A 24,634-nucleotide genomic window follows, 5' to 3' on the forward strand; every position below is an offset into this window, starting at 1 on the left:
GGTTTGGCGGTACCGGGGCGGGCGGAGGGGGAGGCGTTGGAGGCGGAACGACCGCTGGCCGCAGGACCGTTGGCCGAAGTGACGCCGGCCGAGGCAGCGTTGGCCGAACCGGTGTCAGCCGAGGCGCCGGTCCGTACATCCCCCTCGGCACCCTCATCGTCGCCACCCGAGCGCAGCGCGCCCGCGTCATCGTCAGCGCCCTGGCCCGCAGTGCGCGGTACCGGCACACCACTGCTGCCACCGGCACCGGTGCCGGCGCCAGGCAGGCTGAGCAGCTCCGCGAGCCGCTCCTCCCCCGCCAGTCCCTCGGCGAGGCGCCGCTCCGCGTCGTAGGTCCGCTCGGCCGCGGTCGCCGCGTCGGACGCGCGGGCCGCGGTCAACTCCGCGCGGGACTCGGCGGAAGCCGCCTCGCGGGCGTGCTCGGCAGCCCGCCGGGAGGCCTCACGGGTCGTGTCCCAGGCGGCCACCGCGGTCTTCTCGGCGTCGCTCGCGGCGAGGGCCGCGCGGGCCGGGTCGGCGTCGGGGGCGCTGTCGTCGAGCCAGCCCGCGCGCACCGCCTCGGCGGTCTCCTGCTCGACCTCGGACAGGCGCTGGCGCAGATGCCCGACCTCGCTGCGGGCGCGCTGCGCCTCCGTCGCGGCGGAGGTCGCGTCCCGGTGGGAGGTCTCGCCGACCTCCTGGAGCGCGGCGGACCGCTCCTCGCCCTCGTTGGCCAGGTCCTCGGCGCTCTCGGCGGCCGAGTGCAGGGCCCGTACGAGATCGACGGCGGCCTTGGCGCGGGCGGCGAGCGCCGGTGCGGCGTCCCGCTCGGCCTCGCGGATCGCGACGGCCACGCGCGCGGAGCGGTCGGCGGCGGCCCGGTGGCGCAGGACCGCCTCGGCGGCCTGCCAGGCGGCGTGCAGTGTGCGGGCGTCGGCCAGTTCGCGTTTCTGCGCGGCGGCCGACTTCTCCATCGTGGCGAGCGCCAACGAGGCGTGCCGGTACGCCAGTTCGGCGGCGATCAGCGCGCTGCGCTCCCGCGCCCCCTCGGCGTGGGTGACGGCGTACGCGGCGGCGGTGACCCGCTGGGCGAGGTCGGCGGCCCGCACCCGCTCCTGCGCGCCCCGTGCGGACAGTCGGCGCGCGAGGCTGCGGGTACGGCGCTCGGCACCGGCATGGATGTCACGCGCGCGTGCCCGTGCCTCGGCGGCCTCGACGATCCGGCCGAGCAGGTCCACGGAACCGGCCGTGAAATCCCGCTCGGCGATCAACTCGGCCCGCCGCCCCAGCTTGTTGCCGAACCCGCCGACCAGGTCGGCGAGGCCGTCGGTGTCCCGGGTGTCGGTGACCGCGCGGAGCAGCAGGTCGGTGAAGTCGGAGTCCTTCTTGACCGCGAAGAGACCGGCGGCCTCGCCCTCGTCGGCGTTCATCTCCCGCTGGTAGCGGAAGAGTTCGGGGTCGAGACCGAGGTCGCCGAGGTGCTCGATCCAGCGGTCGTGGATCTCCTCCCAGTGCACTTCGAGGTGCGGATACGCCTTGCCCGCCTCGGTGATGGCGTCCCGGAAGCCCTTCATGGTGCGCCGACGGCCCTGCGCTCCGGACACGCCCTCGACGGGCGGTCGTACGGAAGTGGCCTCGGCGACGGGGAGGTTGTCCAGGCTCAGCCCGGGGCCGGGCCGGAACGAGTACCAGGCCTCGGCGAACTTCCGCGGGTCGTTGGAGACCTGTCGCCCGCGCCACTCGCTGACCTTGCCGACGACCACGCACTCGCCGGTCAGGGTGTGCTGCCACTCCAGGGCGACATGCCCGCAGTCGTCCGCGAGGAGGAACTTGCGCAGCACTCCGGAGCTGGCGCCGCCCAGGGTGTTGCGGTGTCCCGGCAGCATCACCGAGAAGATCAGCTTGAGCAGGACGGACTTGCCGCCGCCGTTCTCCAGGAAGAGCACACCGGCGGGCGCGGGGCGGCGCGGCGGCCCGACGGGCTCGTCCTCGAAGAACTCCGCCTGGGTCGGGGCGGGGTCGGGCACGGGCTGCCCCACGCCTCGCAGGTCAAGCACGGTGTCGGCGTAGCGCGCACCGGCGGGCCCGATGGAGTAGAGGCGGACCCGGGACAGCTCGTACATGGCGGACTCTCGTCGTAAGTCTTCGGCAGGTGTGGGGGGTTCGTAGTTTTTCGGGAGGTGCTGGGGATCAGGAGTGGAACGGCAGCCCGGCGTCGGCCACCAGCTCCAGGTCCTCGGTGTCCTCGGCGGGCAGCAGGCTCGCGGTGCCGTCGGTGACCGGGACGACGCCCAGCTCCAGCAGCTCGGCCATGGCGGCGCTGCCGGCCATGTCGCGCACCTGGAGCTGATAGCGGGCGGTCGTGCGGTAGGTCCCGCCGTTGTCGTCGCCCGTGCGCTGGAGGAAGCCGGAGTCGGTGAGGAAGGCGGCCGCCTTGCCGACGATGCCCGTGGTCGAACCGGCCAGTCTGCGGGCGTCCTTGGTGGCTCCGGTGGCGCTGCGTCTGACCCAGATCCGCCAGGCGGCCTCCAGTCCGGGCGCGTCGGTGGCCGGGTCGGTGTTCATGCCCTGCTCGTCGGCCCGCTCCTCCAGCCGCCGGCAGGCTTGCCGTACGAAGGCGTCGACCCCGTTGACCGTGACCCGCCCGATGTAACCGTCGTCGGCGAGATCCTCGGGCCGCGGGAACGCCATGGCGGCGACGGCGAGATGCGCGAGCCCGTGCAGGAACCGGTCCCCGGAGTCGGCGGCCGTACGGCGTGCGTAGTCCCCCATGCGCACGGCGAACACCGAGTCCTCGGCGGCGGTCACGGCCATCCCCGCGCGCGGGGACACCTCGAGCACGACCAGTCCGAGCCCGGCGGCCACGGCATCGGCGAGCCGCGCGAACGGCGAGTCCTCCCGGTAGCGCCGCAGCAGTTCCGCGTACTCCTGGTCCCGCGCGGGCTGCAACTTCGGCTGCAACCCGAAGGCGACAAGCCGAGCGGCGTCGGCAGCGTCGGCGGGCGTGATGACAGCGGTCACCGCCGGGGCGGCGGCCTCCGGCTCACTCCATTCGACGGTCTCACTCACGACGACAACTCCCTGAACTTGAAAACGAGGGCGAGGACAAGCACCCCTTCAGGGGTGCGGGGCTGTGACATCCGCAGCTCCGCCGCGTGGGCGCGACCAGCCACAACGGACCCGCACCCGAACGACATCCGAACCATCACGCCACCTCACTCCGACCCGCGGCCATCCCCACCGCGTCCAGCAAGGCCATCCCCACGATCAGATCGGCCCCGCCGAACTCGGGATCGTCCAGCTCGGTCCCGTCGTCCACGGCGAACAACAGCTTCTCCTCGCCCTGCCGATAGGCCGTACCGAACGGCGGACTGGCCGCATGCACAGCCAACAACGCCACCAGATAAGGCAGTTCCGCATCCTGCCGACGCGCGTCCGCAAGCAGTCCCGACAACCGCCGAGGCGCGTCCGCGGGCAGATCCAGCAACTCCATCGCCGCCGCCAACTGCTCCTCGCTGAACCGGCTGTCGTCCGGCGTGGCGATGAGATCTGGCTCCGGCATCTCCGCCCCGAGATGCTCCCGTTCGGCGGGCGGGGTGAGCAGTATGTCGACGAGGTCCCCCACCCGGACGGACACCGGTGTACGCAACCCGGTCCCGCGAGCGAAGAACGCGTCCGTGACCCGGATCGCCTGCTCCAGGGGCAACGGCAGGACGGGCGCGACGAGATGGCCGTAGAGGTCGATCCCCGAGGTGGTCATGGGGGTCGCGAAGGCCTGCCGGTCCTGCTCCGCGCGGAACAGCGGCCCGGCCTCCAGGAGGCGCGACTGAAGCTGTGTGTGCCGTCGGATGCAGTCCTTGACGATGTCGACCAACTCGGCGGCACGACGCTTCTGTTCGGGGTCCTCGGACTCGTCACGCGCCTTGCGGATGTTGGTCAGGATCGCGTTCTCGTGCCGGTAACGATCGGCCACGTGGTCGAGGGCCTCGGCGATCATGTCCGGCACGGCGTTGAGCCAGTCCACCGCGCGGACGTTGCGCCGCGTGGCGTCCAGGGCGCGCCGGAGCGTCTCCGAGTACTGCACGGTCCGGTACCGGGCCTGTTCCGCGGCGAGTTGCGCGTCGGCGAGCCGGCCGCGGCTGATCAGCACCTCCAGCTTGACCTCGGCGGCGATCTGCGCGCTGGTGACGTCGGTGTCGAGGGCGCCCACGAGGACGTTGACCGCCTCGTCGGTCGTCCGGAGGTAGACGCTGCCGCCGTAGCCGGGGACCTCTTCGATCAGCTTGAAGTCGTAGTCACGGCGCACATAGGTGCCGTCCTGCGCGAACGTGCCGTAGACCGTGCGGAAGCCGCGGTCGACGCTGCCGACGTTGATCAGGTTCTCCAGGACCCAGCGGGCCACGCGCTCGTGCTCGACGACGGGGCGCCGGGGGGCCTGGGCGGCGATGCGCGGGATGAGCCTGGCCACTATCTGGTCGTGGTCCGCGCCGGTGTCGAAGTCCATGTTCAGGGTGACCAGGTCGATGGCGGCGAGGGCGACCTCGGCCATGCCGTAGACCGAGTACTCGCCGGCGAGATTGGCCTTGCGTGCGTCGAGGTCGTGCAGCGGCGCGGTGCAGGCGAGCGCGCGCAGTCGCCGCGCCAGTCCCTCGTCGGCGGCCGGGCCCGGGGCGGGGCGCGGCCCCGCGCTGAACTGGGGCGGAACGCTGTCCGTCGAAGCAGGCGAAGTCACGCTGCACAGACTAGGTCCTCGGTCTGACAACGACCCAAACGACGCAGAAGCGACTACCGCCACAGCCGTGTGCGCGGGGTCCGCCGAGTGCCGGGCCGTCCTCGGCCGGGCCTCATGCCCTTGCCGGTCGAGCGCCGTGCCGTCCTCAGTCGAGCGCCGTGCCGTCCTCAGTCGAGCGCCGTGCCGTCCTCGCCGACCCGCTGCCGGTAGGCCTCGACGACGCGTTCCAGCGAGTCGTCGAGGTAGACCGCGAGCAGTCTCTCGGCCTCGGCGGCGTCACCCGCCTGGAGTGCCTGGAGGATCAGGCGGTTGCGCTGGAGGTACGGCTCGTGGAGCGCCTTCGGGTCGTCCACGAGGTGGAAGGCGAGCCGGAGTTCGGCGAAGACGCTGCGCATCCACTCGCCGGTGCGGGCGCTGCCGGCGAGGGCGACCAGTTCCCGGTGGAAGTGGATGTTGGCCGTACCCACGCCTTTCCAGTCATCTTCGACGGATGCCAACTGCCCCTCGGTCACGGCCGCGGCGAGTTGTTCGAGGGCGTACGGCGGTTCGCCCAGGCCTCGTACGACGGCGCACTCGACGAGGCGGCGGGTGCGGTAGATGTCCTCGACGTCCTCGACGCTCAGGACCCGGACGAAGACGCCCCGGTTCAACTCGTGGACGAGAAGGCGTTCATGGGTGAGCAGCCGGAACGCCTCGCGGAGTGTGTTGCGCGACACTCCGAGCGCCCCGCCGATGCTGTCCTCCGAGAGCCGGGTGCCCGGCGGGAAATAGCCCTCGGCGATCCGACTTCTGAGGATGTCCGACACGCGCTCCGCGGTGCTCGTACGGCCCAGGAGGGCGCGGTCGTCGGCCAGTCCCGCCATCTGCTCTGCCATGCCCGGAATTCAACCGCAGATACAGGAACGAAACAACATGGGTATTGAAGGATCGTTCAACGATCCTCTAGATTTCTCGGCACGGCGTCTCCCGCTCACCCCGGCGCCGACGGCTTCCGCACGGCACTGCTCAGTCCCAGCACCCTCCGTCCTCCTTCTGCGAGGTGCACATGAGCACGACCCCTCCACCTCAGGCCCTGAACACCGGCGCGCACCCGGACACGGACGAACTCACCGCCGACGACGGCGCGTTGGCCTGGTTCCGCGCGCTCGGTCCGAACGGCCGCCGCGCCTTCGCCGGCGCGTTCGGCGGCTACGGTCTGGACTCCTACGACTACTTCACGCTGCCGCTGAGCATGGTCGCGCTGGCCGCGTACTTCGGCCTGGACAGCGGCCAGACCGGCCTGTTCACCACTGTCACGCTGGTCGTCTCCGCGGTCGGGGGCGCCATCGCGGGCGTCTTCGCCGACCGGGTGGGCCGTGTCAGGGCCCTGATGATCACGGTGGTCACGTACGCCGTCTTCACCGTGGCCTGCGGCTTCGCGCCCAACTACGAGACCCTGTTGGTCTTCCGTGCCCTCCAGGGGCTCGGTTTCGGCGGCGAGTGGGCGGTCGGCGCGATCCTGGTCGCCGAGTACGCGAGCCCCAGGCACCGCGGCCGTACGCTCGGCGCGGTCCAGAGTTCCTGGGCGGTCGGCTGGGCGCTGGCCGCGGTCGTCTACACGCTGGTCTTCTCGTTCCTCGGCGACGACCTGGCCTGGCGGGTGATGTTCTGGACCGGCGCGCTGCCCGCGCTGCTGGTGCTCTGGGTGCGTCGCCGGGTGCACGACGCCCCGGAGGCGACGGCCGTGCGCGAACAGAACGCCCAGAAGGGGTCGTTCGCGGCGATCTTCAAGCCGGGTACGGCGCAGGCACCGGGCCTGCTGCGCACGACGGTCTTCGCGGGCCTGCTCTCGACCGGCGTCCAGGGCGGCTACTACACCCTCGCCACCTGGGTGCCGACCTACCTCAAGACGGAGCGCGGCCTGTCGGTCGTCGGCACCGGCGGCTATCTGACGTTCCTGATCTCCGGCGCCTTCCTGGGGTACCTCACCGGCGGCTATCTCACCGACGTGCTGGGCCGTAGGCGCAACATCTGGCTCTTCGCGCTGCTCTCGGCGATCTGCATCCTGGTGTACACACACATCCCCAACGGCGCCAACACCCTTCTCCTGGTGCTCGGTTTCCCGCTCGGGTTCTGCATGTCGGCGATCTTCAGCGGCTTCGGCTCGTACCTGAGCGAGCTGTACCCGACGGCCCTGCGCGGCACGGGACAGGGCTTCACGTACAACACCGGCCGCGCGGTCGGCGCCGTCTTCCCGACCCTGGTGGGCTTCCTGGCCGACAGTTGGGGTGTGGGCGGAGCGCTCGTCTTCGGGGCGATCGGATACGGCATCGCGGCTCTGGCGCTCCTGGGGCTGCCGGAGACCCGCGGAAAGGAACTGGCGTGAACCGTACGGAGGATCGTCCCCTGACCCTCGTCGACGAGCACGCGCACGCGTGGAGCCCGCGTTCCGCCCGGGCCCGGTTCCGGGCCGGGCTGACGGGTCCCACGGCAGGGGTCGCGGCGGGCCACACCCAGGTCAACCTGATCTCGGTGCCCGCCGACTGGGCCTACGACATGCTCCTGTTCTGCCAGCGCAACCCGAAGCCCTGCCCGGTGCTCGATGTCACGGACGCCGGTTCGTGGAAGACGGTTCTCGCCGACGGCGCGGACCTGCGCACCGATCTGCCGCGCTACCGGGTGTGGCGGGACGGCGAGTTGGTGGACGAGCCGACGGATGTACGGGCGCACTGGCGCGACGACCTGGTGTCGTTCCTGATCGGGTGCAGCTTCACCTTCGAGTGGTCCCTGAGCGAGGCGGGAGTCCCGATCCGCCATATCGAGCAGGGCCGCAACGTCCCGATGTACGTGACCAGCCGCCCGTGCCGTCCGGCGGGGCGGCTGCACGGCCCGACGGTGGTGTCGATGCGCCCGGTGCCGCCGGAGCACCTGGCGACGGCGATCCGGGAGACCGCGCTCCTCCCGGCGGTGCACGGCAGCCCCGTACACTGCGGCGATCCCTCAGGGCTCGGCATCGCCGACCTCGGCCGTCCGGACTTCGGTGATCCGGTGGACGCCGCGCCGGACGACATCCCGGTGTTCTGGGCCTGCGGAGTGACCCCGCAGGCCGCGGTGATGGCCTCCCGCCCGCCGTTCGCCATCACCCACGCGCCGGGCCAGATGTTCGTCACCGACGCCCGCGACGAGCAGTACCGCGTCGCCTGACCAGGAGAGATGATGATCGATCTGAACGCCGACCTCGGCGAGGGCTTCGGCCGCTGGAACCTCACCGACGACGAACAGCTCCTGTCCGTCGTCACCAGCGCCAATGTGGCCTGCGGCTTCCACGCCGGGGACCCGGTCACCATGCGGCGGGTGTGCGAGCTGGCGGCCGAGCGCGGGGTGCGGGTCGGCGCGCAGGTGTCCTACCGGGACCTGGCGGGCTTCGGGCGGCGCGCGATGGACGTGCCGTCCGCCGAGCTGGCGGCCGAAGTGGCGTACCAGATCGGCGCCTTGGAAGTGTTCGCCCGGGCGGCGGGCACGCGCGTGTCCTACGTCAAGCCGCACGGAGCGCTCTACAACCGGGTCGTGCACGACCCGGAGCAGGCCGCCGCGGTGATCGAGGGCGTGCTCCTGGCCGGCGGCTCGCTGCCCGTGCTCGGGCTGCCCGGCTCGGTCGTGCTCGACCTGGCCGCGAAGGCCGGGCTGCCGGCCGTCACGGAGGCGTTCGCGGACCGCGCCTACACCGACGAGGGCACGCTCGTGCCGCGCGGCCGGGACGGCGCGGTGGTCACCGACCCGGAGGCCGTCGTGGAGCGCTCGCTGAGCCTGGCCCGCTCCGGGACGGTGGAGGCGCTCTCCGGGGCCCGCATCGAGGTACGGGCCCGCTCCCTGTGTCTGCACGGGGACACGCCCGGCGCGGTCGAGCTGGCCCGCAGGGTCCGTGAGCGGCTCGTGGAGTCGGGCGTCCGGGTGGAGGCCTTCGTATGAGGGCCCTGCTCGTCGGCGAGGACGCGCTGCTCGTCGAGGTGGCCTCCGGGGAGGAGGCCGAGGCCGTTCACGCGGAGCTGCTGCGCCGCCGCGCGGAGGGCCTGCTCACCGTCCGCGAGATCGTCCCGGCCGCCCGCACGGTCCTCCTCGACGGCCTCGCCGACCCGGCCCGCCTGGCCTCCGAACTCAGTACCTCCGACGTACCCCCCGCTCCCCCACGCGCGCGTGAGGCGATCGAACTCCCGGTGCGCTACGACGGCCCGGACCTCGCCGACGTCGCCGCCCTGTGGGGCGTCCCCGAGCGGGAGGTGGCCCGCATCCACGCGGCCACCGAGTTCCGCGTCGCCTTCTGTGGGTTCGCCCCCGGCTTCGGCTACCTCACCGGTCTCCCGGCCCGCTACGACGTCCCGCGCCGGGCCACCCCGCGCACGGCCGTCCACGCCGGCGCCGTGGGCCTGGCGGGCCCGTACACCGGCGTGTATCCCCGTGCCTCGCCCGGCGGTTGGCAGCTCATCGGCACGACGGACGCGGTCCTGTGGGACCCCGCGCGCGAGCCGGCCGCGCTGCTGTCGCCGGGCACGCGCGTGCGCTTCGTCCCGGTGGCGGACGTATGACGGACCGCGCCTTCGCCGTCGTACGGTCCGGGGCCCTGACCACCGTGCAGGACCTGGGGCGGCCCGGACACGCGCATCTGGGGGTGCCACGTTCCGGGGCGCTCGACGGGCCCGCGGCGGCGCTCGTGAACCGGCTGGTCGGCAATCCGTCGGAAGCGGCCGTCCTGGAGACGACCCTCAACGGCTGTGCCGTACGGCCTCGTTCAACGATCCTCGTGGCCGTTGGCGGTGCCCCCTGCCCGGTCACGGTGAACGGACGGCCGGCCGCCTGGGGCGCACCCGTGCAGGTGCCGGCCGGGGCGCTCCTGGACATCGGAACGGCCGTCTCCGGAGTGCGGAGTTACATCGCCTTCGCCGGTGGGGTCGGCGTCGAGCCGGTGCTCGGGAGCCGGTCCACGGATCTGCTGTCCGGGCTCGGTCCGGCGCCGCTCACGAACGGCGCCATACTGCCGGTGGGATCCCCGATGACCCACCACGCGTACGTGGACGTCGCTCCGCAGCCGGCTCCCCCGGTCGAACTCGTCCTGCGGGTGACCTTGGGGCCGCGCGAGGACTGGTTCACCCCGGAGGCCGTACGCGCGTTCACGTCACGCGCCTACCAGGTGTCCTCGGCGAGCAACCGCATCGGGCTGCGCACCGAGGGGCCCGCCCTGGAGCGGGCCCTGACCGGTGAACTCCCCAGCGAGGGCATGGTCCTCGGTGCCGTGCAGGTGCCACCGGACGGCCGCCCGGTGGTGTTCCTCGCCGACCATCCGACCACCGGCGGGTACCCGGTGATCGCCGTCGTCCGCCCCTCGGACCTCCCGGCGGCCGCCCAGGCGGTGCCGGGCACCCCGGTCCGTTTCGTGGCCGTACGGCGCCGCTGAGGCCCGTGACGCCCTATGCGGCGTCCGGCTGCTCCTGCTGCACCGACAGGGAGGCCAGTGCCATCGACACGGCGTGGGACGCGCTGAGGTCGAGCCGGGCGCTGGTGCCCCGCGCGCGGTGGCGCATCTCGTCGGCGGCCAGCCTCAGGAGCTGGGGCAGCAGGTCGGTGCAGCGGCGGGCCACCCAGCCGGTGCCCGCGGTGGCCAGCCACCACAGGCTGGCCGACTTGGTGGGGACCGGGAACTCGGGCTCGGGCGAGGGCGCGACCCCCGTGGCCACACCCTCCTCGGCGAGCAACGCGTGGAACCGCAGGGCCAGTTGGCGGTGGCCCCGCTCCCCGGGGTGCAGCCGGTCCGCGCTCCAGATCGCGCGGTCCATGATCCACTCGCCCTCCGCGGCGTGCAGATGCACGGCCCCGTACCGCTCGGAGAGCGCGTGCACCACGGTGTTGACGGCGCGCTGCCGACGGGCCAGCGGGCGGGCCAGCGCGCCCGGGAGGCCGAGCATCGCGCCCGGGTCGGGCAGACAGGCCGTCAGCAGGACCGCGCCCTGCTCGGTGAAGGCCGCGTAGACCTCGTCGAGCCGGGCGGCCAGGGCCTGGATGTCGAAGGTGCAGCGCAGGGTGTCGTTGACGCCTATGACGACGGACACGATGTCCGGGTTCAGGGCGAGCCCGGCCGGGGTCTGCCGTTCCAGCACGTCCCGTGACTGCGCCCCGCTGACCGCGAGGTTCGTGAACTGCACGGTCTCTTCGGGCTGTTGGACCAGCCCGTCGGCGAGCAGCGCGGCCCAACCGCGCCACGCCTCGCCGACGGGATCGCCCACGCCCTCGGTGAGCGAGTCACCGAGGGCGACGAAACGGACCGTTCTCATGCCACGCCTCCGGGCACGAACCGCCGTACCGGAACATCCGCGTCGTGGGCCCTGAGGAACGCGTCGACCGCCGTGTTCCAGCCGAAACACTCCGCACGCGCGCGTGCGATCTCCCGCCGCTCCACCTCGGAGCGTTCGAGCAGCATGTCCACGGCGTCCGCGAAGGCCCTGCCGTTGTCCGCCGCCGTGGCCCCGGCGGAGCCGATGACCTCGGGCAGTGCGGACGAGGCGCTGGCCACCACGGGCGTGCCGCAGGCCATGGCCTCCAGGGCGGCGAGCCCGAAGGTCTCGGCGGGCCCGGGTGCCAGGCAGACGTCCGCGGAGGCCTGGAGCGCGCCGAGCAGCCGCCGGTCGGAGACGTGTCCGAGGAAGGTGACCGGCAACCCCCGCTCCCGCGCCCGCTGTTCGAGCCGGGCCCGCAGCGGCCCGTCCCCGGCGACCACGAGGACCGCCCGCCGCCCGCGCCGTACCAGCGCCTCCAGGGCGTCGAGCGCGGTGCCGGGCTTCTTCTCCACGGAGAGCCTGGTGCAGGTCACCAGCAGCACCTGGTCCACGCGCGCGTACTCCGCGCGCACGACCGGGTCCCGCAGCGCCGGAGTGCGGCCCACCAGGTCGACGCCCAGCGGTGCCCGTACGACGTTGCGGGCACCGATGCGGACGAACTCCCGCTCGGCGAACTCCGTGGTGCACACCACGCGCGCGTAGGTGTGCGCCGTACGGACGTTGAGGGCGTCGGCGGTGCGCCGGGAGAGGTTCTCCGACAGGCCCCAGGTGCGCAGGACGCCGTCGGCGGTCTCGTGGGAGACCATCACGGCGGGGACGCGGGCCCGCCTGGCCCATTTGCCGGTCCAGCGCAGGGTCGTACGGTCGGAGACCTCCAGGCGGTCGGGGGCGAGCTGTTCCAGGAGGTGGGCCACGCGCCGCTTGTCGGCGAGGACGCGGTAGCCGCCGGTGCCGGGCAGCAGCGGGCCGGGCAGGGTGATGACGCGGCCCTGCTCGGTCTCGCGGTCGGTGTGGCGTTCGCCGGGCACGATGAGGACCGGGTGGTGCCCGGCCTCCTTGAAGCCCTTGCCCAGCTCGCGCAGGGCGGTGCGCAGCCCCCCGGAGGAGGGGGCCACGAAGTTGGCGAGCCGCACGATCCTGAGGGAAGCGGTGTTCATGCCGCCACCACCAGCTTGCGCGCGGCCAGGACATCGCCGTAGTGCGCGATCAGTTGGTCGCCGACGGCCGCCCAGGTGCGGCCCTCGACCATGGCCCGCGCGGCGGTGCCGTACTCGGCCCGGAGCGCGGGATCGGCGGCCAGGGTCCGTACGGCGTCCGTCACCGCGTTCTCGTCGCGCGGCGGGAAGAGGAACCCGGTGCGCCCGTGGGCGACCAGGTCCAGCGGTCCGCCGGCGGCGGGCGCGACGACGGGGACGCCGCTCGCCATGGCTTCCTGGACGGTCTGACAGAAGGTCTCAAAAGGTCCGGTGTGCACGAATATGTCCAACGAGGCGAAGATACGGGCGAGCTCGTCACCGGTACGCCGACCGAGGAAGACCGCGCCCGGCAGCGCCTCGTCGAGGTGCGGCCGGCTGGGTCCGTCGCCGACGACCACGACCTTGACGCCCTCGATGCCGCAGGCTCCGGCGAGGAGTTCGACCTGCTTCTCGGGGGCGAGCCGGCCTACGTAGCCGACGATCAGCTCGCCGTTCGGGGCGAGTTCGCGGCGCAGCGCCTCGTCCCGGTACTCGGGGCGGAAGCGCTCGGTGTCCACACCGCGCGGCCAGAGCCTGACCCGGGGCACGCCGTGTGCCTCCAGGTCGCCCAGGGCCGCGCTGGAGGGCGCGAGGGTGCGGTCGGCGGCGGCGTGGACGGAGCGGATGCGCCGCCAGGCGGTGGCCTCGCCGGCGCCGACGTACGTACGGGCGTATCCGGCCAGGTCGGTCTGGTAGACGGCCACGGCGGGGATGCCGAGCCGGGCCGCGGCGGCCATGCCGCGGACGCCGAGGATGAAAGGGCTCGCCAGGTGCACGATGTCGGCGCGGTGTTCGGTGATGGCCGCGGCGACGCGTCGGCTGGGGAGGGCGACGCGGACCTGGGGGTAGCCCGGGAGCGGTAGGGAGGGGACACGGATGACGGGGCACGGCGACTGGGCGTCGGGCCCGCTACCGGCCGAGGTGGCCGGCGCGACGACGAGCGGATGATGACCGCGATCCACGAGGTGTCGGGCGGTCTGGAGCGCGCAGTGGGCCACGCCGTTCACATCGGGGGGAAAGGATTCGGTCACGATGACGACACGCATACCCGTGTTGTCGCCGCGCTGGACGTGCCCGCGTCAACGTGGATCTATGCGAACGGTGAACGTCCCATGAGCGTTGCGCTGCACACCCGAGCAGGTCAGACGGCGTCCATGCGCGTCTGACCCGCGGGTCATCCCACGTTCACACTGCGGGGGCGTCGGGCCCGATCCGGCTCCGTACGGCTGTCTGGACCTCCGCTTCCTCGGCCGGGTCGGCGGCGAGCCTGCGGAGCTGTTCCACGACGCGGGCGTCGGCGGTTTCTGCGTGCCGGGCGGCGATCTCCCGGGTGGTCTCCTCGCAGTCCCAGAGGCACTCGACGGCGAAGCCGGTGGGGTACGAGGGGTCGGTGGCGGCCAGCGCCCGGGCGGCCCGGCCGCGCAGATGGGACGAGGCGGTCTCCCGGTACACATGGCGCAGGACGGGGGCGGCGCAGACGATGCCGAGGCGTCCGGCGCCGTCGACGAGTGTCCAGAGGGTGGGGGCGTCGGGTCCTTCGCCCATGACGGCCTCCCGCAGTGCGCCGAGGACCAGGTCGCTGTCCTGCGTTCCGCCCCGGCAGGCGAGCATCCGGCCGGCGGCGGCCCCGAGCGGATCGGGGCGGCGGGCCCAGCCGCGGGCCCGGTCGACGGCGGCGACGGAGCGCATCCGCTCGAAGGCATCGACGGCGGCCTCCACGACGGGCGCCGGGCCGGTGGCGACCGCTCGTTCGATCAGTGGGAGGGCTTCGGGATCGTTGCTGTCGGCGAGATAGCGCAGGGCGGTGCAGCGGGCGCCCTCGCCGCCGTCCTTGGCGGCCTCGACGATCTCGGGCCGGTCCTCGGGTCCGGCCACCGCGGTGAGGCAGCGGGCGGCCGGGACGTGCAGGGCGGCGCCGCGTTCGAGGCCCTGTTGGGCCCATTCGAACACCGCTTGCACGCTCCATCCCGGACGGGGCCCGGTCGGTCGCATCTGGCGTTGCCAGAGGTCGAAGCAGCCGGCCTCCTGGGCGGCACACACGCGCGTGCCGATCGATTCGCGTGAGTCCTCGGCCCACAGTCGCCAGGGCCGGGGTTCGAAGGCGTCCCGCACGGCGGTGGCCAGTTCGGCCTCGCCCTCGGGGTCGGCCGGGAAACGCGCCAGCACGGGGGCGGCGAGGGCGCGCAGGCCCGCGTCGTCGTCCCTGAGCGCCAGCTCGTCCAGGGCCCAGGCCCAGTTGCTGCCGGTGGCCGCGTACCTGCGCAGCAGTTCGAGCGCGTCCCGCCTGCCGTAGGAGGCGAGGTGCCCGAGGACGGCGAGCGCGAGGCCCGTGCGTGACTCCTCGGTGTCGAGGACGTCCTCGGCATCGAAGAGGTGGGCCTCGACGGTGTCCAGGTCGCCGCCCAGGTCGAGGTACAGGCGGGCGTAGTACAGGGAGCGGTTCTCCACCTGCCAGTCGTGGCGGGGGTCGCGCAGCACACAGTGGTTCAGTGCCGCGAGTGCCTCGGCACGGGGTGCGGTGAGCGCGTGCAGTGTGCCGTCGCCGCGGCCCCGCTGAAGCAGGCCGAGCAGCGTACCGCTGGGCGCTATGACCGGATCGAACATGGGAAACAGCCTCACATCAAGCGTCGACGCAACCGGGGGACGTGCACTACCTGGCCGCGTGACAACACGTCGGGGCGCCCGCCGTTTCCTGCTTGCTGTAGACCATTTTCCTCTGCCTCTCGTTGGTGGCCCATGCGGGCCGCAACTACGGCCCGCGCGGTGCGGCAACACCTGCCCAGCCATCGCGTCCGTAAATCACGACGTCATGATGACCCGGCAGTTCTCGATGCCGCGACCGAAATTTCGGGCGGCGCCGTGCTGCCTTCCCCCGTTTTCCCCCGATTTCCTTGTCGTACCTGGTCAGAAGGCCCGCCCCGACTGCCGACGGGCCACCCGTCAGTGCGCGCCGAACAGCTCGAGCAGCTCGGCCTTGGCGAACATCCGGGCCGTGTCGACCGCCGACGGGGTGCCCGCGGCCGGATCGGCACCGGCCTCCAGCAGGACCTCGATCACCTCTTGCTCGCCCTTGAAGACGGCTCCGGCGAGCGGCGTCTGGCCCCGGTCGTTGATCCGGTCGGCCTCGGCGCCCCGCGCCAGCAGGGCCCGTACGGCGTCGGCGTGCCCGTGATAGGCGGCGAGCATCACCAGGGAGTCGCCGCGGTCATTGGTGAGGTTGGCCGGGACGCCCGCGTCCACGTACGCGACCAGCGCCTCGGTCCCGCCCTTGCGGGCCAGGTCGAAGATCTTGGTCGCGAACTCCACGACCTCGGGGTCGGGGGCTTCACTCATCGGCCTGACCGCCTCTCACTAGTACGGGTGAATCGCCAGCGTACTGGCTCCGCCGAGACATGACCGGCCCCCTCCGAGGCAAAGATCACCACGGGCCCCGACATGGGTGAAACCCCTGCTCAGACAGCCCGAATGCGCTCCGCCATCCGAGGGAAATTCGCCGAAATTCACCCACTTGCACCTTTTATCGTATGGATACATCCTGTGATCCTGGAAGAACTCATGGTGACTGTCCCCACGAACCAGGAGAGCTCAAATGATCTTGTCCATGTCAGGCGTCGTCCTTCTCGGCATCATCGTCTTCCTCTTCTTCAAGAAGGACGGGCTCAAGGCCTCCCACGCCCTGGTGGCCGCACTCTTCGGCTTCTACATGGCCAGCACGGCCATCGCGCCGAGCATCAAGGCCGGCGGCGAGAGCCTGGCGAGCCTCCTCGGCGGCATCAAGTTCTGACGTCCCCACCCGTACGCACCTTCAGGAGACAGCAGTGGCCCGGCGCCCCCTCCCCCGCATCCTGAGCAACGGCACCGCCCAGATCGCCCGGAGCCGGGAGCTGGCCCGGACGGCGGCCGACAGCGCCACCGATGTCCTCCATCCGCTGATCACGGTCACACGCGGTCTGCGCCGGCTGGCATCCGCCGGGCGGCGCAGATGGGCCGACACCCCCAAGGACAAGCGCGGGCCGCTGCTGTTCCTGGTGGCCTCGGTGATCCTGGTCGTCGCTCTGGTGCCGTACGGCCCGCTGCTCGCCGCCATCACACTGATGGCGGCGGCGGCATGGCAGGGCCGGGACCGCACCCCGCCGGCGCCCGAAGGGCCCGACGAGTCCCAGACCCAGCGCCTCCAGTCCCTCTACGAAGCGCTGGTGCCCTACTTCTCGGCCGCCGAGGACCCGGCACCCCTGTTCGCCCACGGCGGAGACTGGGAGAAGGCCTTCCCGGCCTACGAGTTCGACGGCGGGGGCCGGATCTCCCATCTGGTCGTCCGCTATCCGGCGTACTTCACCGACGGCGAGGCCGACTCCCGCGCGCGGATCGAGCAACTGCTCACCGCGAAGTCCGGCCGCAGCCGGGAGTACCACTTCACCTGGGACGAGGAGGGCAACCAGCTCACGGTCGGCGTCCTCGCCCCGCTCCCCACCGACATCGCCGCCCAGCGCTTCGTCACCGCCCCCGGCGAGACCGTCCTGGGCTTCACCGACCCGACCCAGGTCCACCGCACGCTCCCACTCACCCACGGCGAGGAGCGGCGCGACGTACCGCCGGTCGTCTGGCGCACCGGCGTCCGCTCCACCGAACCGAACCTCCTGGTCATGGGCCAGCCCGGCAGCGGCACCTCCACCCTGCTGCGCTCGATCGCCCTCCAGGCGCTCCAGTACGGCGACGTCCTGATCGTCGAGGGCGGCGGCACCGGCGAGTACGCGTGCCTCACCGGCCGGGACGGCGTCCTCGCCGTCGAGTGCGGCCTGGCAGGCGCGCTGGCCAGCCTGGAGTGGGCCTCCCAGGAGACGGAACGCCGGCTGATCGCGGCCAACCGCGCCCGCCAGTCGGGCCACCCGGCACCGGACGACACCAGGCGCCCCCTGTGGATCATCCTGGACCGCCCGAGCGCCTTCGCCCACGTGGCGACGGCCGACGGCTACCAGGACCCCCAGTCCCTGCTCCAGGTCCCCCTGCGGCACGGCCGCGCGGCCCATGTGACGGTGGTGGTGGCCGAGCAGTTCGACAGCGCGGACGCGCTCAGCGACGCCGTACGACAGCACACACGCGCGCGTGTCGTCCTCGGCCCCGCCGGCGCCGGCCAGTTGGAGGCGGTCCTGGGCGCTCCCCCGCACACCACGCCGATCGCCCAGATCCCCCCGGGCCGCGGCTACGCCCGCCTCGGCAACGGCCCGGTGCACCGACTCCAGGTCCCGGCGACCCCGGACCCGTACGACGACGCGACGAACGACGCGCACCGCCAGGCGGTCCTGGCGCTGCTCCCGCCGCGCACCACACCGGCGGACGCGGCGGAGACCATGCCGACCGAGGTGGTGCCCGCCGAAGCGGCGGTGGCCGAGACCTCGTAGCGGATCGGGGTCGGTGCGGACGACCGCGCCGACCCCTCGTGCAGCCCCTCGCCCGCTACGCCACGAAGGTCCGCGGCGACTCGCCGCCGCCCCCGCTGACACCGTTCTCCACCAGCCGGGCCGCCGCGGCCAGCCGAACGGCCGCCTCGTCGGCCACCGCGCCGCCCACGGTGAACGGCAGCCGCACATACCCCTCGAAGGCCCCGTCGACGCCGAAACGCGGCCCGGACGGCACCCGCACCCCCACCCGCTCGCCCATCTCGGCGAGCCGTGAGCCCGACAGCCCGCCCGTGCGCACCCACAGCGTGAGTCCGCCCTTGGGCACCTCGAACTCCCAGTCGGGCAGCTCCCGTCGTACCGCCGCGACGAGCGCGTCCCGGTTCTCCCGGGCCTGGGCGCGGCGGATGTCGACCGCCTGCTCCCAACCCCCGGTGCTGAAAAGCCAGTTGACGGCGAGCTGCTCCAACACCGGGGTGCCCAGGTCCGCGTAGGCGCGGGCCGCGACCAGGCTGCGGATGACATCGGGTGCCGCGCGGACCCAGCCGATGCGCATGCCCGCCCAGAAGGCCTTGCTGGCGGAACCGACGGTGATGACGGTCGAACCGGCCGGGTCGAACCCGCAGACAGGGCGCGGCATCTCGACGTCGTCGTCCAGCCACAGCTCGGTCATCGTCTCGTCGGCGACGAGCACGGTGCCGGCCGAGCGGGCCGCGTCCACGAGCTGGCGCCGCTGGTCGTCGTCGGCGAGGGCGCCGGTCGGGTTGTGGAAGTCGGCGACGACGTACGCGAGCCGGGGGGCCGCGTCCCGCAGCACCTGCCGCCAGCGGTCCATGTCCCAGCCGGAGAGCCCTTCGGCCATCGCCACGGGCACCAGCCGCGCACCAGCCTCCCGCATCAGCTGAAGGATGTTGGCGTACGAGGGCGACTCCACGGCGACCCGCTCACCGCGCCCGGCGAAGAGATGGCAGATGGCGTCGATGGCACCCATCGCACCGGTCGTCACCATGATCTGCTCGGGCATGGTCGGGATCCCGCGCAGCGTGTACCGCTCGGCGATCATCGCGCGCAGCGCGGGCAGCCCCGCCGGATAGTCGCCATGCGTGTGGGCGTACGGCGGCAGCTCCTCCAGGGCGCCCTGGACGGCCCGGGTGAGCCACGGCTCGGGCGCGTGCAGGGCGGCGCAGCCGAGGTCGATCACCGAACCGAGGGCCTCCGGGGGCAACGGCTCCAACCCGCGCGCGGGGAGCGGGTTTCCGGCCGGTACGGAGGTCCAGCTGCCGGCTCCGCGCCGGGACTCCAGGAACCCCTCGGAGCGCAGCGCCTCGTAGGCGGCCGCGACCGTGGTCCGGCTGACGGACAGCGCCAGGGCCAGTTCCCGTTCGGCGGGCAGCCGGGCGGCCACGGGGACGCGCCCCTCCAGCACGAGCAGCCGGATGCCGTCCGCGAGCGCGCGATAGGCGGGCGGCCGGCGGGTGCCGGGCCCGGCCGGCCGGTCCTGCTGGGAGTTGAGCAGCCGGGCTAGCTGAGCGGCGCCCATCGCCGAGGTCCACTGCGCCATGGAAACCAGTCCACCTTCCCGGAATTGGCCATGGATGACGTCCGTTCTCAAGCCACAGAGTGCCATGTGTCAGGCCACTACCACCACCAGGGGGCACCTCTTGTCCACACGGAACCGTCTCGGGCGACGGTTGGTCCAGCTGTACGCCGGACTCGCGCTCTACGGCGCCAGCTCGGCGCTCCTCGTGGTGTCGGGGCTGGGCCTGGAGCCCTGGAACGTGCTGCATCAGGGGCTCGCCGAACTCACCGGCCTGACGATCGGTGTCGTCTCGATCATCGTGGGCGCGGCGGTGCTGCTCCTGTGGATCCCGCTGCGCCAGCGCCCCGGCCTCGGCACGGTCTCGAACGTGTTCGTGGTCGGCCTGGCCATGGACGGCACCCTCGCGCTGGTGCCGGACGCGCACGGCCTGGCCGTACGGATCCCGCTGCTGCTGGCGGGCATCCTCCTCAACGGGGTCGCCACCGGGCTCTACATCTCGGCGCGCTTCGGACCGGGCCCGCGCGACGGCCTGATGACCGGGCTGCACCAGCGCACCGGCCGCTCCATCCGCCTGATCCGCACGGGCATCGAGGTCGCCGTCGTGGCCACCGGCTTCGCGCTGGGCGGCACAGTGGGCATCGGCACACTGCTCTACGCCCTGGCGATCGGCCCGCTCGCCCAGCTCTTCCTTCGCGTCTTCGCCGCCCCCTCGGCATCCGGCGGCAGCACGGTCGTAGCCACCGGGTCACCGGAACGGGCGATACTGCCCGGGTGACCACGCTCATACGGCATCCCTACCTCGACCATCCCGGTCCGATCCCCTTCGCCCACCGGGGCGGCGCGGCGGACGGCCTGGAGAACACCGTGTTCCAGTTCCGGCGCGCGGTCGAGCTGGGCTACCGGTACATCGAGACCGACGTCCACGCCACGGCGGACGGGAAGCTCGTCGCCTTCCACGACGAGACCCTGGACCGGGTGACCGACGGCGCGGGCCGGATCGCGGACCTGTTCTGGTCGGACGTGAGCCAGGCGCGCGTGGCGGGCAAGGAACCGGTGCCCCCCTTCGAGGAGTTGCTGGAGACCTTCCCCGAGGTGCGCTGGAACGTCGACATCAAGGCGGAGCCGGCCCTCCGCCCCCTCCTGGACCTCCTGGAGCGCACCGACTCCTGGAACCGCGTCTGCGTCGGCTCCTTCTCCGAGAAGCGCGTGGTCCGCGCCCAGCACCTGGCCGGGCCGCGCCTGGCCACGTCGTTCGGCACGCGCGGGGTGCTGAACCTGCGGCTGCGCTCCTGGGGCGCGCCTCTCCCGGTGCGCCGTTCGGCGGTGGCCGCACAGGTGCCCGAGGAGCAGTCGGGCGTCCCCGTGGTCGACCAGCGCTTCATTCGCGCCGCACACGCGCGTGGAGTGCAGGTCCACGTGTGGACCATCAACGAGGCCGATCGCATGCACCGGCTCCTTGACCTGGGAGTCGATGGCATCATGACCGATCACATCGACACACTGCGCGAGGTCATGGTGGAGCGGGGCGTCTGGGCCTGAGCCCCCGGAGTCGACGCGTTCACGGGGAAGCGAGGGCACGGGTGGGTACCGACACCCTGCGGTCACAGCCGGCCGACGAGGCCGCCGAGCGGCGGCGCGAACAGCGCGGCTGGTACTTCTACGACTGGGCCTGCTCCGTCTACTCGACGAGCGTGCTCACCGTGTTCCTGGGCCCCTATCTGACCTCGGTCGCGAAGTCGGCGGCGGACCCGGACGGCTTTGTGCATCCCCTGGGGATACCGGTCCGGGCGGGTTCCTTCTTCGCCTACACCGTCTCCGCGTCCGTGATCGTGTCGATCCTCGTCATGCCCCTCGCGGGCGCGGCAGCGGACCGTACGGGCCGCAAGAAGCCCCTCCTGGCGCTCGCCGCCTACGTGGGCGCGACCGCGACCACGGCCCTGTTCTTCCTGGACGGCGACCGCTATCTGCTCGGCGGCTTCCTGCTGATCGTCGCCAACTCCTCAGTGGCCGTCTCGATGGTGGTCTACAACTCCTACCTCCCGCAGATCGCCCCTCCGGAGGAGCGCGACGCCGTCTCCTCCCGAGGGTGGGCCTTCGGCTACGCGGCCGGCTCCCTGGTCCTGGTCGCCAACCTGATCCTGTTCACCGCCCACGACTCCTTCGGCCTCTCCGAGTCGATGGCCGTCCGCATCTGTCTGGCCTCGGCCGGCATCTGGTGGGGCGCCTTCACCCTCGTACCGCTGAAACGGCTGCGCGACCGCGGCCGTACGGCGTCCGAGGCGCCCACGGCGCAGGGCTGGCGGCAGCTCGCCGCGACCGTCCGGGACATGCGCGGCAAACCGCTCACCCTGTCCTTCCTGTTCGCCTATCTGATCTACAACGACGGCATCCAGACGGTGATCTCCCAGGCATCCGTGTACGGCTCCGAGGAACTGGGCCTGAGCCAGTCCACGCTCATCACGGCCGTCCTGATGGTCCAGGTGCTCGCGGTCGCGGGCGCGCTCGGCATGGGGCGACTCGCCCGGACCTACGGGGCCAAGCGGACGATTCTCGGATCGCTGGTGGCGTGGACGGTGACGCTGGCCGCCGGGTACTTCCTGCCCGCCGGCGCGCCCGTCTGGTTCTTCGTGCTGGCCGCCGGGATCGGCCTGGTGCTGGGCGGCAGCCAGGCGCTGTCCCGGTCCCTGTTCTCCCATCTGGTGCCGCCAGGGAAAGAGGCCGAGTACTTCTCGGCGTACGAGATGAGCGATCGGGGCATGAGCTGGCTGGGACCGCTTCTGTTCGGGGTGACCTACCAGCTGACCGGAAGTTATCGGGACGCGATCATCTCTCTGGTGGTCTTCTTCGTCGTGGGGTTCGTGCTGCTCGCACGGGTTCCGGTGGCGCGGGCGATCACCGACGCGGGGAATCCTCTTCCCGAGAGGATTTAGCGCTCAAGGCGAAAGGGCGGTAGTGTACGCGTTTGGCCTGCCTGGCGTACCGTTACTGCGCGTCAAAGATGACGAATCGCTAGGTGACATCTGCTAGTAGATGTGACAAACCGGGCGCTGGTGGGTACAACAAGGGGCGGCTACGACGGCGACGCATGACCCCGTACGGGAATCTTTACCGCCGACCGGACGTTGACCGGATGACGACGACAGCGACACCTGTCCTGTGGGCGACAAGCCCGGGAGGCACGATTCATGAGTGAGCGAGCTCTTCGCGGCACGCGCCTCGTGGTGACCAGCTACGAGACGGACCGCGGTATCGACCTGGCACCACGCCAGGCCGTGGAGTACGCATGCGAGAAGGGCCATCGCTTTGAGATGCCCTTCTCGGTCGAGGCGGAGATCCCGCCGGAGTGGGAGTGCAAGGTCTGCGGGGCCCAGGCACTCCTGGTCGACGGCGACGGCCCTGAGGAAAAGAAGGCCAAGCCCGCGCGTACCCACTGGGACATGCTGATGGAGCGGCGCACCCGCGAGGAACTCGAAGAGGTCCTCGAGGAGCGTCTTGCCGTTCTCCGTTCCGGCGCGATGAATATCGCGGTTCACCCGAGGGACAGCCGCAAGTCGGCCTAGTCCCGAAGGTCCGGAGCGGTTCTACCGCACGAACGAGTGACACAAGCAAGTAACCGCGGGCGCCGTACGAACATGTACGGCGCCCGCGGTTTTGTGAGTCCCGATGTCTTCGCGTGTCCCGGTGTCAGCTGGTGAGCGGCGGGCGCGGGCCCTGTGGCGCGTCGCTGCCGGGCTCCTGCCGGATGACCTCGCCCTGGACCACCTTGCCGTCCGGGCGGCGGATACGGGCCTGCTGGAAGGCGTCTCCCAGGGTGCCTGGGGCGGCCTTGCCCAGCTTCCGCTCGACCGTGCGCTCCGCATAGCGCGCCAGGGCCTTCTGGACCGGCGGAACCAGCAGGAGCAGACCGGCCACGTCCGAGATGAGACCGGGGATCATCAGCAGCAGGCCGCCCAGCATCATCAGGCCGCTGCCACCGCCGCCGGCCGGGGCGGTGCCCTGCTGCACGGCCTGGCTCAGGTTCTGGAAGGCCCGCCGGCCCGCCCGCTTGATCACCACGGCGCCGAGCACGAACCCGGCGAGCAGCAGCAGGAAGACGACCAGCCCGCTCGACGCGCCCGCGACCACCGTCAGCAGCCAGATCTCCAGCACCAGCCACGCGGCGATGCCCAACGGCAGATACGTACGCAGCCGGGAACGCGGAGGCCGGGCGGCGGAGGAAGGGGTGGGTGCGCCAGTCGTCATACGTCCAGTGTGCCTGGGCCCGGCTCAGTGCGGGATAAGGGGACGATCAACGAGGCCTGTGCGGCCGTAGGGCTACGGCTGTGGAGGCCTTCCCGGGTTCGTCCGGCCGCGGAGCTTGCCGACCCGCTCCCCCACGCCCCAGGTGGTGACCCGCCACAGGGCCTCGACGAGGATGTCGCGGCTCATCTTGGAGTCGCCGAGTTCGCGCTCCACGAAGGTGATGGGGACCTCGACGACGTGGTAACCGGCCTTGACGGCGCGGCGGGCCAGGTCGACCTGGAAGCAGTAGCCCTGGGAGGCCACGCCGTCCAGACCGAGGCCTTCGAGGGTCTCGCGGCGGAAGGCCCGGTAGCCGCCCGTGATGTCGCGCAGCGGCAGGTCGAGCGCCACGCGCGAGTAGAGGCTGCCGCCCCGGGAGATGAACTCGCGGGACTTGGGCCAGTTCACCACCCGGCCGCCGGGCACCCAGCGGGAGCCGAGCACCAGGTCCGCGCCCTTGAGCGCGGTGAGCAGCCGGGGCAGCTCCTCGGGCTGGTGGGAGCCGTCGGCGTCCATCTCGATGAGGACTCCGTAGCCGTTGTCGAGGCCCCAGTGGAAGCCCGCGAGATAGGCGGCGCCGAGGCCCTCCTTGCCCTTGCGGTGCAACACCTGGACCTGTTCGTCCTCGGCCGCCAGCTCGTCGGCCAGCTTGCCCGTGCCGTCGGGGCTGTTGTCGTCGGCCACGAGGACATGAGCCTCGGGGACCGACTGCCGCACCCGACGGACGATGGACTTGATGTTCTCCGCCTCGTTGTAGGTCGGGATGATCACCAAGGCCGTGCCGAGCGGGCCGAACTTCCGCCCCTGGGCCTGTGCCGCGAGGGCTCCGTCGCCGTCGTTCACTGCTGCCCCTTCATGTCCGTACGCAGACGTCCACCATAGTGGCCGCGGCCTGGGATGACGTGCCACGTCGTTCGTACGGTGGTGTCGATTCGACAAGAACGGGGTAAGACTGCCCTTTTTGGCACCCGCGTACTGCGGATGGGGGCCCGGCGCCCTTCGGGCCGACCTGGGACCCGCCGGCTGCGGGTCGACCAAAGCCGTTGTCTACTGGACGTCCGGGCCCCACCCGGGTCACACCAGCCGACCGGCCGGAACGTTCCCTCGCCGTGGCGCGGGCGCTGAGCCTGGCTCCCAGTGGCGGTGCCCGGTGCGGCACACCGTCC

Annotated in this window: 22 protein-coding genes and 1 pseudogene; 11 read left to right on the top strand and 12 right to left on the bottom strand. The window is 72.2% G+C overall.

Going from position 1 to position 24,634, the window contains the following annotated elements:
- From JHN63_RS23740 to JHN63_RS23755, 4 genes and pseudogenes are all read right to left on the bottom strand, one after another.
- Nucleotides 1-2,102, bottom strand: a pseudogene (locus JHN63_RS23740) (hypothetical protein); the annotation flags it as partial.
- Between the two features lie 67 nt (nucleotides 2,103-2,169).
- Nucleotides 2,170-3,048, bottom strand: coding sequence for a hypothetical protein (locus tag JHN63_RS23745; protein ID WP_200683724.1), 879 nt, complete (start codon nucleotides 3,046-3,048; stop codon nucleotides 2,170-2,172).
- A 136-nt stretch (nucleotides 3,049-3,184) separates the two neighbouring features.
- Nucleotides 3,185-4,711 carry a hypothetical protein gene (locus tag JHN63_RS23750; protein WP_200683726.1) on the bottom strand — a complete coding sequence of 509 codons (1,527 nt, stop codon included), beginning with the start codon at nucleotides 4,709-4,711 and terminating at the stop codon, nucleotides 3,185-3,187.
- A gap of 167 nt (nucleotides 4,712-4,878) precedes the next feature.
- Nucleotides 4,879-5,586 (bottom strand): GntR family transcriptional regulator, encoded by a 708-nt coding sequence (locus JHN63_RS23755; protein WP_200683728.1) that lies wholly within the window; start codon nucleotides 5,584-5,586, stop codon nucleotides 4,879-4,881.
- Nucleotides 5,587-5,756: 170 nt separating this feature from the next.
- On the opposite strand from JHN63_RS23755, the gene JHN63_RS23760 reads away from it, so the two are divergent.
- From JHN63_RS23760 to JHN63_RS23780, 5 genes are read left to right on the top strand one after another with little or no spacing between them, the layout of a single operon-like run.
- The gene (locus JHN63_RS23760) at nucleotides 5,757-7,076 is read left to right on the top strand and encodes an MFS transporter (protein WP_200683730.1); all 1,320 of its coding nucleotides are present in this window, start codon (nucleotides 5,757-5,759) and stop codon (nucleotides 7,074-7,076) included.
- On the top strand, nucleotides 7,073-7,894 hold the full coding sequence (locus JHN63_RS23765; protein WP_200683732.1) for a putative hydro-lyase: 822 nt from the start codon (nucleotides 7,073-7,075) through the stop codon (nucleotides 7,892-7,894). Before JHN63_RS23760 ends, JHN63_RS23765 begins: the two co-directional genes overlap by 4 nt.
- Before the next feature lie 12 nt (nucleotides 7,895-7,906).
- Complete coding sequence (locus JHN63_RS23770; RefSeq protein ID WP_200683826.1) at nucleotides 7,907-8,659, top strand: LamB/YcsF family protein; 753 nt, start codon at nucleotides 7,907-7,909, stop codon at nucleotides 8,657-8,659.
- A complete protein-coding gene (locus JHN63_RS23775; RefSeq protein WP_200683734.1) occupies nucleotides 8,656-9,273 on the top strand; it encodes an allophanate hydrolase subunit 1 in 618 nt (205 codons plus the stop codon). The genes JHN63_RS23770 and JHN63_RS23775 overlap by 4 nt, the downstream gene beginning before the upstream one ends.
- Nucleotides 9,270-10,139, top strand: a complete 870-nt coding sequence (locus JHN63_RS23780) for a biotin-dependent carboxyltransferase family protein (RefSeq protein ID WP_200683736.1) — start codon at nucleotides 9,270-9,272, stop codon at nucleotides 10,137-10,139. Before JHN63_RS23775 ends, JHN63_RS23780 begins: the two co-directional genes overlap by 4 nt.
- 13 nt (nucleotides 10,140-10,152) lie before the next feature.
- Here JHN63_RS23780 and JHN63_RS23785 read toward each other — a convergent pair whose 3' ends face one another.
- From JHN63_RS23785 to JHN63_RS23805, 5 genes are all read right to left on the bottom strand, one after another.
- Nucleotides 10,153-11,013 (bottom strand): SGNH/GDSL hydrolase family protein, encoded by an 861-nt coding sequence (locus JHN63_RS23785; protein WP_200683737.1) that lies wholly within the window; start codon nucleotides 11,011-11,013, stop codon nucleotides 10,153-10,155.
- Entirely contained in the window at nucleotides 11,010-12,173 is a 1,164-nt protein-coding gene (locus JHN63_RS23790; protein ID WP_200683739.1) for a glycosyltransferase, read from the bottom strand. Before JHN63_RS23790 ends, JHN63_RS23785 begins: the two co-directional genes overlap by 4 nt.
- Nucleotides 12,170-13,297 carry a glycosyltransferase family 1 protein gene (locus JHN63_RS23795; RefSeq protein WP_200683748.1) on the bottom strand — a complete coding sequence of 376 codons (1,128 nt, stop codon included), beginning with the start codon at nucleotides 13,295-13,297 and terminating at the stop codon, nucleotides 12,170-12,172. The genes JHN63_RS23790 and JHN63_RS23795 overlap by 4 nt, the downstream gene beginning before the upstream one ends.
- 139 nt (nucleotides 13,298-13,436) lie before the next feature.
- Nucleotides 13,437-14,855, bottom strand: a complete 1,419-nt coding sequence (locus JHN63_RS23800) for a HEAT repeat domain-containing protein (protein ID WP_200683750.1) — start codon at nucleotides 14,853-14,855, stop codon at nucleotides 13,437-13,439.
- Nucleotides 14,856-15,191: 336 nt separating this feature from the next.
- Nucleotides 15,192-15,584 carry an ankyrin repeat domain-containing protein gene (locus JHN63_RS23805; RefSeq protein ID WP_200683758.1) on the bottom strand — a complete coding sequence of 131 codons (393 nt, stop codon included), beginning with the start codon at nucleotides 15,582-15,584 and terminating at the stop codon, nucleotides 15,192-15,194.
- Between the two features lie 256 nt (nucleotides 15,585-15,840).
- Between JHN63_RS23805 and JHN63_RS23810 the strand changes: the two genes are divergently transcribed.
- Both JHN63_RS23810 and JHN63_RS23815 read left to right on the top strand, forming a co-directional pair.
- Entirely contained in the window at nucleotides 15,841-16,035 is a 195-nt protein-coding gene (locus JHN63_RS23810; RefSeq protein ID WP_019059657.1) for a hypothetical protein, read from the top strand.
- 34 nt (nucleotides 16,036-16,069) lie between these two features.
- A complete protein-coding gene (locus JHN63_RS23815) occupies nucleotides 16,070-17,650 on the top strand; it encodes a hypothetical protein (RefSeq protein ID WP_200683760.1) in 1,581 nt (526 codons plus the stop codon).
- Between the two features lie 55 nt (nucleotides 17,651-17,705).
- Here JHN63_RS23815 and JHN63_RS23820 read toward each other — a convergent pair whose 3' ends face one another.
- A complete protein-coding gene (locus JHN63_RS23820; RefSeq protein ID WP_200683762.1) occupies nucleotides 17,706-19,208 on the bottom strand; it encodes a PLP-dependent aminotransferase family protein in 1,503 nt (500 codons plus the stop codon).
- Nucleotides 19,209-19,272: 64 nt separating this feature from the next.
- Here JHN63_RS23820 and JHN63_RS23825 point away from each other — a divergent pair, with 64 nt between their 5' ends.
- From JHN63_RS23825 to JHN63_RS23840, 4 genes are all read left to right on the top strand, one after another.
- The gene (locus JHN63_RS23825; protein ID WP_200683764.1) at nucleotides 19,273-19,962 is read left to right on the top strand and encodes a YitT family protein; all 690 of its coding nucleotides are present in this window, start codon (nucleotides 19,273-19,275) and stop codon (nucleotides 19,960-19,962) included.
- On the top strand, nucleotides 19,959-20,726 hold the full coding sequence (locus JHN63_RS23830; RefSeq protein WP_200683766.1) for a glycerophosphodiester phosphodiesterase: 768 nt from the start codon (nucleotides 19,959-19,961) through the stop codon (nucleotides 20,724-20,726). The genes JHN63_RS23825 and JHN63_RS23830 overlap by 4 nt, the downstream gene beginning before the upstream one ends.
- Nucleotides 20,727-20,767: 41 nt before the next feature.
- Nucleotides 20,768-22,117: an MFS transporter gene (locus tag JHN63_RS23835; RefSeq protein WP_200683768.1), complete on the top strand. Its 1,350-nt coding sequence runs from the start codon at nucleotides 20,768-20,770 to the stop codon at nucleotides 22,115-22,117.
- 255 nt (nucleotides 22,118-22,372) lie between these two features.
- Nucleotides 22,373-22,747 carry an RNA polymerase-binding protein RbpA gene (locus tag JHN63_RS23840; protein WP_003977404.1) on the top strand — a complete coding sequence of 125 codons (375 nt, stop codon included), beginning with the start codon at nucleotides 22,373-22,375 and terminating at the stop codon, nucleotides 22,745-22,747.
- Nucleotides 22,748-22,871: 124 nt separating this feature from the next.
- Here the strand turns inward: JHN63_RS23840 and fxsA are convergent, their stop codons facing one another.
- On the bottom strand, nucleotides 22,872-23,429 hold the full coding sequence (gene fxsA, locus JHN63_RS23845; RefSeq protein WP_200683770.1) for an FxsA family membrane protein: 558 nt from the start codon (nucleotides 23,427-23,429) through the stop codon (nucleotides 22,872-22,874).
- A gap of 72 nt (nucleotides 23,430-23,501) precedes the next feature.
- Nucleotides 23,502-24,311, bottom strand: coding sequence for a polyprenol monophosphomannose synthase (locus JHN63_RS23850; RefSeq protein ID WP_200683772.1), 810 nt, complete (start codon nucleotides 24,309-24,311; stop codon nucleotides 23,502-23,504).
- Nucleotides 24,312-24,634: the final 323 nt, after the last annotated feature.

The sequence above is a fragment of the Streptomyces sp. MBT65 genome, from assembly GCF_016612545.1.
Taxonomy (GTDB): Bacteria; Actinomycetota; Actinomycetes; order Streptomycetales; family Streptomycetaceae; genus Streptomyces.

Bases quoted from the DNA above. Each gene is read 5' to 3' on its own strand.
- JHN63_RS23755 (WP_200683728.1), bottom strand. From the start codon at position 5,586: ATGGCAGAGCAGATGGCGGGACTGGCCGACGACCGCGCCCTCCTGGGC.
- JHN63_RS23760 (WP_200683730.1), top strand. From the start codon at position 5,757: ATGAGCACGACCCCTCCACCTCAGGCCCTGAACACCGGCGCGCACCCG.
- JHN63_RS23770 (WP_200683826.1), top strand. From the start codon at position 7,907: ATGATCGATCTGAACGCCGACCTCGGCGAGGGCTTCGGCCGCTGGAAC.
- JHN63_RS23775 (WP_200683734.1), top strand. From the start codon at position 8,656: ATGAGGGCCCTGCTCGTCGGCGAGGACGCGCTGCTCGTCGAGGTGGCC.
- JHN63_RS23780 (WP_200683736.1), top strand. From the start codon at position 9,270: ATGACGGACCGCGCCTTCGCCGTCGTACGGTCCGGGGCCCTGACCACC.
- JHN63_RS23785 (WP_200683737.1), bottom strand. From the start codon at position 11,013: ATGAGAACGGTCCGTTTCGTCGCCCTCGGTGACTCGCTCACCGAGGGC.
- JHN63_RS23790 (WP_200683739.1), bottom strand. From the start codon at position 12,173: ATGAACACCGCTTCCCTCAGGATCGTGCGGCTCGCCAACTTCGTGGCC.
- JHN63_RS23795 (WP_200683748.1), bottom strand. From the start codon at position 13,297: ATGCGTGTCGTCATCGTGACCGAATCCTTTCCCCCCGATGTGAACGGC.
- JHN63_RS23800 (WP_200683750.1), bottom strand. From the start codon at position 14,855: ATGTTCGATCCGGTCATAGCGCCCAGCGGTACGCTGCTCGGCCTGCTT.
- JHN63_RS23805 (WP_200683758.1), bottom strand. From the start codon at position 15,584: ATGAGTGAAGCCCCCGACCCCGAGGTCGTGGAGTTCGCGACCAAGATC.
- JHN63_RS23810 (WP_019059657.1), top strand. From the start codon at position 15,841: ATGATCTTGTCCATGTCAGGCGTCGTCCTTCTCGGCATCATCGTCTTC.
- JHN63_RS23820 (WP_200683762.1), bottom strand. From the start codon at position 19,208: ATGGCGCAGTGGACCTCGGCGATGGGCGCCGCTCAGCTAGCCCGGCTG.
- JHN63_RS23825 (WP_200683764.1), top strand. From the start codon at position 19,273: ATGTGTCAGGCCACTACCACCACCAGGGGGCACCTCTTGTCCACACGG.
- JHN63_RS23840 (WP_003977404.1), top strand. From the start codon at position 22,373: ATGAGTGAGCGAGCTCTTCGCGGCACGCGCCTCGTGGTGACCAGCTAC.
- fxsA (WP_200683770.1), bottom strand. From the start codon at position 23,429: ATGACGACTGGCGCACCCACCCCTTCCTCCGCCGCCCGGCCTCCGCGT.